This is a genomic window from Clostridium sp. BSD9I1 (assembly GCF_900185645.1).
Lineage (GTDB): Bacteria > Bacillota > Clostridia > Clostridiales > Clostridiaceae > Clostridium_AK.
In genome coordinates this window covers 241,719-254,897 of sequence record NZ_FYAM01000004.1, presented here as the reverse complement: position 1 = coordinate 254,897, position 13,179 = coordinate 241,719, and the positions used below count along the sequence as shown (strand labels likewise).

Genomic DNA, 13,179 nt, shown 5'->3' with positions numbered 1-13,179 from the left:
TATATCATAATTATATAGTTAGTAATTTTAATAGGAGGAACTACAATGTCCGATTGCATGAGCAGAAAAGACTTGCTCGATAAAATTAGAGAAGTAGAATTTGTTACATTAGAATTAAATCTATATTTAGATACCCATCCTACCAATAAAAAGGCTTTTGATGACTTTAATTATTATGCGGATAAATTAATGAAGTTAAAAATGTTATACGAAAAAGAATACGGTCCTTTATTAAACTTTGGATTTTCACAGAATAAAACTTCTTGGCAGTGGGCAAACGAACCATGGCCTTGGGAAACAGGTGAATAGGAGGGGTATGAAATGTGGATTTATGAAAAAAAATTACAATGTCCTGTAGACATAAAAAATTGTAAAGATGTAAAATTAGCTAAGTATTTAATAACCCAATATGGCGGACCCGATGGAGAATTAGCTGCAGCTTTAAGATATTTAAATCAAAGATATTCCATGCCTACTGGAACTACTAAGGCAGTATGTAATGACATTGGAACGGAAGAACTAGCACATCTTGAAATTATTGCTACAATGGTCTATCAATTAGTTAATAATGCTTCAGTTGAAGAATTAGAAAAAGCCGGCTTAGGCGGTCATTTTGCTGATCATGATAAAGCATTATTCTACGTAGATGCAACTGGAAACCCATGGACTGCAACTTATATCCAAGCAAAAGGAAATCCAGTAACAGACTTACATGAAGACTTAGCAGCTGAAGAAAAGGCTCGTGCTACCTATGAATGGTTAATTACATTAAGTGATAATGAAGACGTAAATAAGGTTCTTAGATTTTTAAGAGAACGTGAAATAGTTCATTTTCAAAGATTTGGAGAAGCTCTAAGAGAAGTTCAGGAGACTTTAGGAACTAAAAAATACTACTAATTATTATAAAATTAGTTAAATTTGAGTTTAAGGCCATATACATATTTTTATGCATATGGCCTGCTCTTTTTCAAATCACTTTTGCAACCTTTCCAATATCTTGGGCACAACTTGTTAGCTGCTCTGCTGAAGCTGCAATTTCTTCTGTGGCAGATGCTTGGACAAGAATTGATTCGCTTGCCTCATTTATTTTATTAAATAAATTATTCATATCCTTATTAATACCATTAAGTATTTCTTTAATTTCTTTTACTGAACTTGCACTACTTTCAGCTAACTTACGAATTTCCTTTGCTACAACAGCAAATCCTCTTCCTGATTCCCCAGCTCTTGCTGCCTCTATAGCTGCATTTAAGCCTAAAAGATTACAATTTGCTGCCACTCCATTAACAAAATCCAATATTTTACTGGTGCTTTCAATATGATCCATAACACCTTTCGAAAGACTTTGTATATATGCGATACTCTCAGACAATATTTGCGATGAAGCTGCAATCTCTTCAGACGTAGAAGCAAGCTGTTGTGATGAAGAGATAATAGTTTCAGTTGACTCTAATAAAGTATGTTGAGTACTTAAGTTAAGTGCAAGATTTATTGTACCAATTATTTTGCCGTCATCACTTTTTATAGGTATTCCTGTGGTTTTAAATGGAACACCATAAGCTTCTTTTGGTACTTCCCCGCTTTTGGACTTACCTGAATTTAAAACCTGAGGTATGGTACTCCCCTTTGGAAAGGGCTTCCCTACTATATCTCCAAGATTAATTTCCTCACCAGGAATAGAGTATATAAACTTTTCCCTATCAGTTATTGATATTGTATTATCGAGAGGGATTAAATCATGAAATAGCGGTATGACTTTTTCTATTGTATTAAAAATTAACTGTTTTTTTTCATAGCTATATTCCCCATTAAATCTGCCCATTTTCTATATACCTCCGTCCACTTTAATATTTTTATAATATTCCCCAATTTAATTATAATGAATGAGCATCTAAAGAACATCTAATTATTCAGAAAACGCCTTATTTTTATACATAAAACATATAAAAAGGCTGTTAACAAAATATATTGTCAACAGCCTAAGGTAATCATATTTATCATTAATTTTTATATACTAATTTTTAAAACTATGGATTGGAGCCGGAATTTGGCCTCCTCTTTTAATGAAGTCACTGCTACTGAATTTGCTTACCTGCATAACAGGAGCTCTACCTAAAAGCCCACCGAATTCCACCATATCACCTACTGCTTTCCCAGGAGCAGGAATTATTCTAACAGCTGTAGTTTTATTGTTTATAACTCCTATGGCAGCTTCATCTGCGATAATGGCAGAAATAGTTTCAGCTGAGGTATCTCCAGGAATTGCAATCATATCAAGACCCACAGAACATACACAAGTCATAGCTTCTAACTTTTCTAAGTTTAAGGCACCCTCTAATACTGCATCAATCATTCCAGCATCTTCACTTACAGGAATAAATGCGCCACTAAGGCCTCCAACTCTAGATGCAGCCATAACTCCGCCTTTTTTTACTGCATCATTTAACATTGCTAAAGCAGCAGTAGTACCTGGCGCACCAGCTCTTTCAAGTCCCATTTCTTCAAAAATATGAGCCACACTATCTCCAACTGCTGGAGTAGGCGCTAATGATAAGTCAATTATTCCAAAAGGAACCTCAAGTCTTCTAGAAGCTTCTGCTGCAACTAATTGCCCCATTCTTGTAATTTTGAAGGCTGTTTTCTTTATAGTTTCAGCAACTACATCAAAGCTCTCGCCTTTAACGGACTCAAGGGCTTTCTTTACGACACCAGGTCCGCTTACCCCTACATTTATTACGCATTCTGCTTCTCCAACACCATGGAAAGCGCCTGCCATAAATGGATTGTCTTCAACTGCATTCGCAAATATTACAAGTTTAGCACATCCGAGACCATCTGTATCTTTAGTAAGTTCTGCTGTCTTCTTTATAATTTCTCCCATATCTCTTACTGCATCCATATTTATTCCTGCTCTACTTGTAGCTATATTAACAGAAGAACAAACCTTTTCTGTTACGCTTAAAGCTTCTGGAATAGATGCAATTAACTTTCTGTCTCCTTCAGAATAACCTTTATGTATTAGAGCTGAGAACCCACCTATAAAATTAACTCCCACAGTAGAAGCAGCTTTATCTAATATTTTAGCAAACTCAACATAGTTTTCATCATTAGAGCATCCAGCAACTAAGGATATAGGAGTTACAGATATTCTTTTATTTATAATTGGGATTCCGTACTCTCTTTCTATTTCATTTCCCACACTAACTAGCTTTTCAGCATATCTTGTAATCTTATCATATATCTTTTGACGAGCCCTTTTCCCATCTGAATCACAACAATCCATTAGTGAAATTCCCATAGTTATAGTTCTGATATCTAATTTTTCTTTTTCTATCATTTTAATTGTTTCAATTATTTTGTTTTGATTAATCATATCTGCACCTACCTTATATATTATGCATTGAATTGAATATATCTTCATGCTGAATTTTAATAGATAGATTCATTTCTTTGCTCTTTAAATCTAAAATGTCCTTTAACTCCTTAAAAGACTTTAATGAATTAGATAGGTCAACTAGCATAATCATAGTAAAATACTCTTGTAAAATCGTTTGACTTATGTCTAAAATATTCACATTAGCTTCGGCTAACACATTGCTTACCCCTGCAATGATGCCTGTTCTGTCTTTTCCTAAAACAGTAATAATAGATTTCATAAGTATGCCCCCTTAAACTTTTTATAATATTTTGTTTATAAACTTAATGCCCCACATTTAGATAATAAGTATATGCATATACAGTAAAATGCTTATTACCGCATAAAATGTATAACATATATAATATAATAATTAATTTCAAAATACAATATATTTAAAAAATTCCACAAAGTTTTTCTACTAAATATCTTAGAAATTTTAAATTGCAAAATGGTAGCAAGTGCCATAAGCCAATCATCCCCATAATTCTTCTGGTTCTAATATTATGATTAAATCTTTGTAAATTTGGCAAATATATTATACATAAGTGTGTTATAATATATCACTGAACGGATTTAAAGTTTATTGTAAAACAAAAGAAAGAGGTGCTTTATCATAAAAAAGAAATTTGAAGTTAAAAATAATGAATATGAAATAAAAGGAGATATTGCCTACTTAAAATTAGTGAAAAAAGACGGCACAATAATTGATGCTAAGATAGATGCTGAAGATTTACAAAGAGTCCTTGATAGAGGTGGCTGGGCTGCTCAGTGGCATAAAGACTTTAACAGTTATTTAGCTATGCATTACATACCTCAAGAAAAACAAAAGGAAAGTTTACATTCATTTATTTTAGGTGTGTCTACTAAAACTCCTATAAGACATTTAAATGGAGATACTTTAGATAACAGAAAGTGTAACTTAGAAATATATGATAAAAATTCATACAATGATTATAAAGAATTTGACGAAACCGCTGAAATAGTACTTAGAGACAGCAACGGTATTGAGAAAGGGCGCGCTATAATTGATAAGAAGGACTTATATAGAGTTCTAAACAATGGATACCCATGGGTTTATCATAGAATAGGTGAAAAGCCTTATGCTGTGGCAAATACTCCTAAGGGCAGAATCCACTTAGATAAATTTATTATGGGAGATAAGCAAGATATAACTGTTAACCATATAAATTTTAATACTTTAGATAACAGAAAAGAAAATTTAGAAATTACAGAACACCTTGAAGAACAATCAGAATAATTATATGTAAAAAGCCTCCAGTTAATATTAATAATCATTGCTATTAACTGGAGGTTTATGTATACTTTCTCTTCCTCTGTATTTGACAAAAGGCTGTGAACATTTATTTATCCACAGCTTTTCAATATCAATTAACTATATATCCCAAAAATAACTATTCTAGCATGGCATATAAATAAGTAAATCTAGTGGCATGTTCTTGTTCATCTGTGATAATTTCATAAAGCATATCCCTTAAGCACATATTTGGAAGCATAGATTTAATTTTTCTATACAACTCTACTGCTGCAAGTTCTCCATTAATACTGCTTTCAATATTTTCTATAAAATCGTCTGCAAGCTTAACCTTTGGAAGTGGAATGTCTATACTCTGTCCTGTTAACATACAATAAATTTGCCTAAACATTTTATAATGTTTCATTTCATCATCACGAGCAAATTGAATTTGTGTTCTTATCTTTTCATTTTTTGCCCTATCCATCATCATGGTATATTTAACTCTATCGTGCCTTTCATCTTTCATTGCTTCTATAAGAAGATCTAAAAGTCCTTTAGGTTCTGCTTCATTATTATTTCTAGTATAGTCATACATATCCATGTCGTAGTGCATAGTTACCTCCTATAATGATTAATGAGCTTAAACTTCAAGCCATCAATACATTATATAGATATGTAAATTTGTTGTTACAACTTTTTAACATATCCTTGGAAGCATCTCTTCTTCGTACATATTTAAAATTCTAGTTCCTCCAATTTCAGTTCTTAAATAAACCTTACCTTTATTATCATTTATAACTTCCCCTATTATCTTAGCATCTTCTCCTAATAAATTTTTCTTCATTATCTTTAATACCTTTTCTGCATCTTCACTTGATACTATTAAAACAAGTTTCCCTTCATTTGCTACATATAGTGGATCAAATCCTAGAATTTCACACATACCTGAAACCTCTTCTTTAATAGGTATTTCTTTTTCATAAAGCATTATGCTCATGCCTCTTTGCTCTGCTATTTCATTTAAGGTAGTTGCAAGTCCCCCTCTAGTTGGGTCTCTCATTACCTTTACATTTTTACTTTCACTTAGTATATCCTTTGTTAATTCATTTAATGAAGCACAATCACTTTTTATACTTACCTCAAAACCTAATTCTTCTCTTTCACTCATTATGCACATTCCATGATCTCCTAGAGTTCCACTTATTATAACCTTGTCCCCTTGTTTTATTTGCTGTATCCCCAAAACCTCCCTGTTATCTTCTATTACCCCTATGCCTGTAGTATTTATATATATTTTATCTCCCTTGCCCCTTTCTACAACCTTTGTATCCCCTGCAATTATATAAACATTAGCTTTCCTTGCAGCTTCAGCCATAGACATAACTATCTTTTCTAAAATATCTATCTTAAGACCTTCTTCTAATATAAACCCTACTGTAATATATAAGGGTTTAGCACCACTTACTGCTAAATCATTTACTGTACCACAAATAGAAAGCTTTCCTATATCTCCACCATAAAAAAATAAGGGGCTTATCACAAAAGAATCTGTAGTTACTGCTATTTTGCCATTTAACTTATGTAATATACTTGCATCGTTTTGCTGGAGCAATATATCGTTTTGGAAGTATTTGTAAAACATATTTTTTATAAGCTCCTGAGTTTTTTTTCCACCACTACCATGAGATAAAGTAATCATATTCATATTTTCACCTCCCATACCTATAATAGATGCCACATGTTCCCTCTTGTGATACCATGCAGGCGCCTACAGGGTTTGACGGATTGCACACCTTAGAAAACAGCTTGCAATCTGTAGGTTCTTTAATGCCCTTTAATACTTCTCCACAAATACAGCCTGAAGGCATATCCAAATTTACCATGTTTAATTTAAATTTTTCTTTTGCATCATAACTTTTATATTCTTCTTTAAATTCAACACCTGTATCTTTTATATATCCAAGCCCCCTCCAAATACTACCTGCTGAGATGAAAATCTTACTTATAGTGTCCTGTGCCATTTCATTTCCATCATATTTAACAAACCTACCATATATATTTTTAATTTCACTTGTCTCTTTAGTTATCATGCTAATTATCATATAAATAGCACATATTATATCATCATATTCAAATCCTGCTACAACACATGGGATATTAAACTCACTAGATAAAAACTCAAAGGCCCTAACCCCTATAACTGTACCCACATGACCTGGACATAAGAATCCATCTATATTAACTTGTTTATCTTCTACTAGCTTTCTCATAATATTTGGCATAGTTTTAATACATTGAAGCACACTAAAATTACTTATATTTTCGTCTTTGGCCTTTAAAATAGAAAGAGCTATAATTGGTGCTGTAGTTTCAAAGCCCACACCTAAAAATACTACTTCCTTATCTAAGTTTTCCCTTGCAATTTTTAGGGAATCCAGTGGAGAATATACTACTCTGACATCTGACCCCATTGCCCTTTGAGTTTTAAGAGAACTTAAACTTCCTGGAACGTTCATCATATCCCCAAAGGTTGTGATTATAACATTCTTTTCTTTAGAAAGATCTATAGCTGTATCTATATAATTTTGAGGAGTTACACACACAGGACATCCAGGTCCTGATATAAGCCTTATATTTCTGGGCAAAAGCTCCTTTATTCCATTTTTATATATTGACATAGTATGGGTTCCACAAACCTCCATTACACTAATGCTTTTAGTTGCTAAAGCTTCTATTTCCGCTAAGATTTTTTGTGTTGATTTTGGGTTTCTAAAATCATTTATATACTTCATTTCATTCTCCAGTCTCTAATCGCTAATCTCCATTGTAGCAACTAGAAATCAGTGATTATTATTTGTGACTTATGATTACTATCATTAACTAAATAGAATATTTACTATTCTAATATTTTTTTAAATAAGCTTAATGTTTCCTCTGCTTCTTCCTTATTCAATTTTTCTATGGCACATCCTGCATGAAGGAGTACATAATCACCTAGACTTACATCTTCTATTAAAGAAGTATCTATTTTCTTTTTTACCCCACCAAAGTTTACTAGAGCTTCATTTTCATATATCTCTATAATTTCTACTGGAACTGCTATACACATAACTATTCCTCCTTAAACTTTGCATTTGCTATAACTATTTGTCCAACACATATTCCGCTGTCATTACAAGGTATAGATTTATGAGTATATACCTCAAAGCCTTTGTAATTTAATTTTTCATATATTCCCTTAAGAATTATTTCATTTTGAAATACTCCCCCGCTTAATACTACCTTATCTATATTTAAAGCATCTCGTAAAATACTGCACATATTCACTGTAAAGTCTATTACAGTATTGTGAAACCTTTTAGATATAATTCCATGATGTACCTCACTATTTATATCATTAATTATTTCTCTTATTATTTCACTTGTGTTTATTATATAACCTTCATCTTGACATTTTATTTCATAATCATAGCTTCCCTTCTCATTTTCATTAGCCATATTCTCAAGAAGTATTGCTGCTTCCCCCTCAAAGGTCACTTTGCCTAGGAACCCTAGCATTGCAGACACTGCATCAAATAATCTTCCCATACTTGAACATTTAGGAGAGTTTATATTATTTTTTATCATAGCGATTATGGATTTTATATTATTATCCTTTAAAACTTTAGGAATATTTTCCCGTGTGATATTTGAATCTTCAACATAATTTTTTGTAATTAAAGTATCTTCATCACTTATTAAAGCCCTAGATCCACTATTCTTATAAGCTTCATAAATATAGCTCACAGCCATCTTCCAAGGTTCTTTAGTTGCTGCATCTCCTCCTGGCATTTGTGCATAATTCAAGTGTGTTATTCTTTTAAAATCCTTATAATCGCATATTATAAATTCCCCACCCCAAATGGTTCCATCTATTCCATAGCCCACCCCATCATAAGCTATTCCAATAACCTTTTCTTTAATATTATTTTCAACCATACAACTTACTATATGGGCATGGTGATGCTGAACTTCCATATTTATTGTGTTCTGCTTCTCTACATATTCTCTACACCAATAATTTGGATGCATGTCATAAGCTATTATTTTAGGCTTAATATTGTATATACCTTTAATATGCTCTACATTTTTTTCAAAGTTATTATAGGTTTCTATATTTTCCATGTCACCTATATAAGGGCTTACTATTATATTTTCATTTTTAGATAGAGCAAAGGTATTTTTTAACTGAGAGCCGCAAGCCAAAATATCCCTTATCTCCTTTTGTTTAATATAAATTGGTGCATATCCCCTAGAACTCCTAATAACCATTTCCTCATTTAAAATAACCTTAACTACAGAATCATCCACAGGAATATGTACATCTCTATTGTGAAGCAAAAAATAATCCACCACACTGCTTAGCTTATCTAATGCCTCAGAATTTTTATATACCATAGGAAGTCCCACTACATTTGCACTAGTCATAACTAAAACTTCTATGTCATACTCAAATAAAAGATAATGGAGTGGGGTATAGGGTAACATTACCCCTAAACATTTATTATTAGGTGCTATGTTTATTGGTAAATTTTCTTCCCTTTTATTTAATAAAACTATAGGTCTTTTACCGTCTTTTAATATACTTTCTTCCTTTTCACTTAAATGGCAATATTTCTTTACAGTTTCAACATCTTTCATCATTAATGCCAATGGCTTCTTAGGCCTATTCTTTCTATCTCTAAGAAGTTTAATAGCTTCTTCGTTTTTCCCATCACAAGCTAGGTGAAATCCCCCTATGCCCTTTATAGCAATTATCTTTCCTTCTTTAATAAGTTTAATAGTTTCTTTTACTTCATCACCCAGATATATTCTTTCACCTTTGTTATTTATAAGCTCTAATTTTGGTCCACACTCTATGCAGGCATTAGGCTGAGCATGAAATCTTCTATTTAATGGATCTACATACTCTCCATAACACTCATCACACATTTGAAATTCATTCATAGTTGTAACTGCCCTATCATAAGGAAGCTTTTTTATAATAGAAAATCTGGGTCCACAATTTGTGCAATTCGTGAAAGCATATCTATATCTTTTATTTTCACTATTCCTTATATCCCTTAAGCAATCTTCACATACTCCTATATCTGGAGATATATAAGTCATTGCATTTTCTTCTCTTTCACTAGGGCATATTTTAAAATCCTTATAATTTTCAACTTCTCTATTTTCTATAAATACTTCATCTATCTTAGATAATTTAGGAGGAGAGGTTTTTAACTTTTGTATAAAGCTTAAAATATCTCGTTCTCTTCCTTCCACATCTATATACACTCCTCTTGAACTGTTACTTACCCATCCATTTAAATTATTATCGCAAGCAATTTTATATACAAAAGGCCTAAACCCAACACCTTGAACTATTCCCGTTACTGTCACATATTTTCTTACAACCTCTTCTATAATAACCACCACCTGTTTATTATTTAATAGTTAATACTGAATAGATAACATTTATTATAGAAATTGATTTTGTTGAATTTCTACATTCCCCATTAAGTATTAACTATCAAACATTAACTAACAATAAACCTTTATATTTCCTAGCACTTTACTCCTAATTCCTTTTTAGCATTGACTGAAAATAATCACATAACGCATTAATTCCTTCTCCAGTTACGCAGGAAACTTCAAATACTCTTATGTCTTGATTTATTGACTTAATATCTTTATAAAACTCTTCCATATCAAAGTTTGTAAGTTTTATCATATCCATCTTATTGAGTATTAAAACCTTTGAGCGTTGAAACATGGCTGGATATTTTAGTGGTTTGTCATTACCTTCTGTTACGCTCATAACTGTAACCTTCATATCTTCACTCAAGTCAAAGGATGCAGGACAAACTAAATTACCTACGTTTTCTATAACTAAAAGGTGTAGCTGATTTATATTTATTTCTTTAAGGGCTTCTTCAACCATAGATGCATCCAAATGACAGGCTCCCCCTGTGTTTACTTGCACCACATCTATGCCTTGATTTTCTATTCTTTCTGCATCCTTAGTTGTGTATAAATCACCTTCTATTACAGCCATATTTATCTTTTCTTTAGTCAGCTTTATTATTTGTTCTAGTACTGAAGTCTTTCCAGAACCAGGAGATCCTAACAAATTTATAGTGAACACACCTTTTTCATTTAAAAGCCGTCTATTTTTTGCTGCTATGCTATCATTATTTTTAAGAACCTTTTCACCTATAAACACTCTCTTCAAATTTACTCCCCCTCTATACTCTCTAGGTATAATTCATATCCCTTTACTATATTGCATCCAAAGTTATTGCATTTAGGGCAAAGCCTATTTCTATAGCTAACTTCAAACTCCTCCTTACAGTTATCGCAATAGGAAGTAGCTTTTATTTTTTTTATAAAAAGCTGTGCATTTTCACATATGCCTTTTTCCTTCATTGCTTCAAATGCAAATTGTAATAAGGAGTCCTCAATACAGGTGAACTCCCCTACTTGTAGTATTATTTTATCTACTTTTTTTATATTGCTTTCCTTAGCATTCTCCGAAACAATTTGAAGTATTTCCGAAGCCACTGACACTTCATGCATTTTAATCACCCGTCCTAAAATCAACTAAAATCCTCATTATCTTTTTTAAAACATTCCTACATATGTCGCTGAATTTCAATTTTAAAGTATCAGAAATATCAAAATTAAAGTCAATATCACTGGCTTCAATTCCAATAATAATTCCATCCACATTTTTTTTATAACTTATCAACATATTAACAAGATTTAATTCATGTTGAGAGACACAATTTAAGTATCTTTTATATTCATTAAAGGAGAGTGTTGTAATGCTGCCCGGATTTACTCCTAAAGCTGTACTATCTAGAATTATTATAAAGTCATTATTATCAATATTATCTAAACAGTACATAAAATCCGTTTCTCCAATAATCACTTCTATTTCCTCATTTACTTCTCTATCTCCCTTTAGTGTTTTAATATCCTTATCTATATTTTCTAAAACTTTAAGTGCTATTCCATCATCCCCCATAAGCCTATTTCCTATGGCAATAATCTTTATCATACTTAAACAATTTTTATAGTAATATCAGGATTATTGTTACTTATAATATGGGTTGCACAGGAAACGCAGGGATCAAAGGTTCTAACTATTCTTCCAATTTCTACGGGATTTTTGCTATCTTCAATATGAGTTCCTATTAATGCTTTTTCCACTACACCCTTTATTCCACGTGAGTCTGTAGGCGACAAATTCCAAACCGTAGGAGTTATAATGGAATAATTTTTAATTTTTTTATCATCTATGGCTATCCAATGACCTAATGCTCCTCTTGTGGTATCTCTAAGACCTATGCCTTGAGCCTTATCTGGAATTTGGTGCTGAGTTTGATTTGTAGGCTCCATTTTTAATTTATCTAAAAGATTTAAAATTATATCACATACTTTATCTGCTTCAAGTACCCTTGCAATGGTTCTATCCATAGTGGAAATTCCTCTAGTATATCCCCCACTTAGATACATTCTAGCTAAAGGTCCTACCTCTACTGGAAATGCTGCATATCTTGGTGCTTTAATAAAGGTATATGCATTTTCCTTATATACATTTGTCTCAGTATATTCTTCTTCTGGTCTTATGTTTTCCCTATTTCCCTCGTACCAAGAGTTATATACCCCTTCTGTAATATACTTTTCATTTAGAGTATACCTTTTTCCATCTATTAACACCTGTGGCCTTACATATAAAAAAGGCTCATCAAAGGAATTATCAAAAACTCCATAACTCATAAGATTTCCAAAGCCTTTTCCATTATAAAAGTAATCCCCATAGTATTTCGCTATAATATCTACGTCAGTAATCATTACATTTGCTATAAAATTTTTAACTTTTGATATTATGGATTTTATCTCTATAAACTTTGAAGAATCCATATTTACAGTGACTCCGCCAACAAATACTCCATGGTTGTGAGGAGCCTTTCCCCCTAAAATAGCAAGCGCCCTGTGTGCATCTCTACTATATCTTATGGACTCCACATAATTTTCACTTAATTTTTTATCTAAGACTTCAGGTAGTCTATAGTCTCCTCCTCGTTCTTCATAGGCTGGATTAATCTTAGGACCTCGTACATAATCCGGAAAGGTAAATTGATAAAAGTGCCTTAAATGATTTTGTAAAAATTCACATCCGTGAATTATTTCTCTAATCATAGAGTCATTTACATTTGGTGCTACCTTTAATGCATCTTCTACTGCGGTGGTAGATACTATAGAATGGGCGGCAGAACAAATACCACATATTCTTTCAGTAAAGTATGTTGCATCTAAAGGCGATCTCCCTTGAAGCATTTTTTCAAATCCTCTAAAGAGCATTCCACTAGACTTGGCATCTATTACCTTATGATTTTCTACAGTAACTTCTATTTCTAAAAATCCACTGATTCTAGTAAGTGGATTTATTACAATCTTCTCCCCCATAAATCCCTCCTAA

Annotated in this window: 15 protein-coding genes; 3 read left to right on the top strand and 12 right to left on the bottom strand. The window is 32.1% G+C overall.

Annotated features, from left to right (window positions below; genetic code table 11):
* Nucleotides 1-45: 45 nt before the first annotated feature.
* Together BSD9I1_RS01720 and BSD9I1_RS01715 are read left to right on the top strand one after the other, a co-directional pair.
* The gene (locus BSD9I1_RS01720) at nucleotides 46-309 is read left to right on the top strand and encodes a spore coat protein CotJB (RefSeq protein ID WP_035304941.1); all 264 of its coding nucleotides are present in this window, start codon (nucleotides 46-48) and stop codon (nucleotides 307-309) included.
* Nucleotides 310-321: 12 nt separating this feature from the next.
* The gene (locus BSD9I1_RS01715) at nucleotides 322-897 is read left to right on the top strand and encodes a manganese catalase family protein (protein WP_035304940.1); all 576 of its coding nucleotides are present in this window, start codon (nucleotides 322-324) and stop codon (nucleotides 895-897) included.
* A 70-nt stretch (nucleotides 898-967) separates the two neighbouring features.
* Here BSD9I1_RS01715 and BSD9I1_RS01710 read toward each other — a convergent pair whose 3' ends face one another.
* From BSD9I1_RS01710 to BSD9I1_RS01700, 3 genes are all read right to left on the bottom strand, one after another.
* A complete protein-coding gene (locus tag BSD9I1_RS01710) occupies nucleotides 968-1,822 on the bottom strand; it encodes a methyl-accepting chemotaxis protein (protein ID WP_186428854.1) in 855 nt (284 codons plus the stop codon).
* Nucleotides 1,823-2,014: 192 nt separating this feature from the next.
* A complete protein-coding gene (locus tag BSD9I1_RS01705; RefSeq protein ID WP_186428853.1) occupies nucleotides 2,015-3,373 on the bottom strand; it encodes a PFL family protein in 1,359 nt (452 codons plus the stop codon).
* 13 nt (nucleotides 3,374-3,386) lie between these two features.
* Nucleotides 3,387-3,656 (bottom strand): ACT domain-containing protein, encoded by a 270-nt coding sequence (locus BSD9I1_RS01700; protein ID WP_035304938.1) that lies wholly within the window; start codon nucleotides 3,654-3,656, stop codon nucleotides 3,387-3,389.
* A gap of 444 nt (nucleotides 3,657-4,100) precedes the next feature.
* Between BSD9I1_RS01700 and BSD9I1_RS01695 the strand changes: the two genes are divergently transcribed.
* On the top strand, nucleotides 4,101-4,676 hold the full coding sequence (locus tag BSD9I1_RS01695) for a hypothetical protein (RefSeq protein WP_242966378.1): 576 nt from the start codon (nucleotides 4,101-4,103) through the stop codon (nucleotides 4,674-4,676).
* 154 nt (nucleotides 4,677-4,830) lie between these two features.
* Here BSD9I1_RS01695 and BSD9I1_RS01690 read toward each other — a convergent pair whose 3' ends face one another.
* The 9 genes from BSD9I1_RS01690 to BSD9I1_RS01650 form a co-directional block, all read right to left on the bottom strand.
* A complete protein-coding gene (locus tag BSD9I1_RS01690) occupies nucleotides 4,831-5,286 on the bottom strand; it encodes a ferritin-like domain-containing protein (RefSeq protein ID WP_186428852.1) in 456 nt (151 codons plus the stop codon).
* A gap of 84 nt (nucleotides 5,287-5,370) precedes the next feature.
* Nucleotides 5,371-6,378: a hydrogenase expression/formation protein HypE gene (gene hypE, locus BSD9I1_RS01685; RefSeq protein WP_186428851.1), complete on the bottom strand. Its 1,008-nt coding sequence runs from the start codon at nucleotides 6,376-6,378 to the stop codon at nucleotides 5,371-5,373.
* Nucleotides 6,379-6,382: 4 nt separating this feature from the next.
* The gene (hypD, locus tag BSD9I1_RS01680; protein WP_186428850.1) at nucleotides 6,383-7,465 is read right to left on the bottom strand and encodes a hydrogenase formation protein HypD; all 1,083 of its coding nucleotides are present in this window, start codon (nucleotides 7,463-7,465) and stop codon (nucleotides 6,383-6,385) included.
* Nucleotides 7,466-7,569: 104 nt separating this feature from the next.
* The gene (locus BSD9I1_RS01675; RefSeq protein WP_035304932.1) at nucleotides 7,570-7,782 is read right to left on the bottom strand and encodes a HypC/HybG/HupF family hydrogenase formation chaperone; all 213 of its coding nucleotides are present in this window, start codon (nucleotides 7,780-7,782) and stop codon (nucleotides 7,570-7,572) included.
* Between the two features lie 2 nt (nucleotides 7,783-7,784).
* Nucleotides 7,785-10,094 carry a carbamoyltransferase HypF gene (hypF, locus tag BSD9I1_RS01670; protein ID WP_242966377.1) on the bottom strand — a complete coding sequence of 770 codons (2,310 nt, stop codon included), beginning with the start codon at nucleotides 10,092-10,094 and terminating at the stop codon, nucleotides 7,785-7,787.
* A gap of 178 nt (nucleotides 10,095-10,272) precedes the next feature.
* Complete coding sequence (gene hypB / locus BSD9I1_RS01665; RefSeq protein WP_186428849.1) at nucleotides 10,273-10,926, bottom strand: hydrogenase nickel incorporation protein HypB; 654 nt, start codon at nucleotides 10,924-10,926, stop codon at nucleotides 10,273-10,275.
* 2 nt (nucleotides 10,927-10,928) lie between these two features.
* Nucleotides 10,929-11,270, bottom strand: a complete 342-nt coding sequence (gene hypA / locus BSD9I1_RS01660) for a hydrogenase maturation nickel metallochaperone HypA (RefSeq protein WP_186428848.1) — start codon at nucleotides 11,268-11,270, stop codon at nucleotides 10,929-10,931.
* Between the two features lies 1 nt (nucleotide 11,271).
* On the bottom strand, nucleotides 11,272-11,754 hold the full coding sequence (locus tag BSD9I1_RS01655; protein ID WP_278281149.1) for a hydrogenase maturation protease: 483 nt from the start codon (nucleotides 11,752-11,754) through the stop codon (nucleotides 11,272-11,274).
* Between the two features lie 2 nt (nucleotides 11,755-11,756).
* Complete coding sequence (locus BSD9I1_RS01650; protein ID WP_186428846.1) at nucleotides 11,757-13,166, bottom strand: nickel-dependent hydrogenase large subunit; 1,410 nt, start codon at nucleotides 13,164-13,166, stop codon at nucleotides 11,757-11,759.
* Nucleotides 13,167-13,179: the final 13 nt, after the last annotated feature.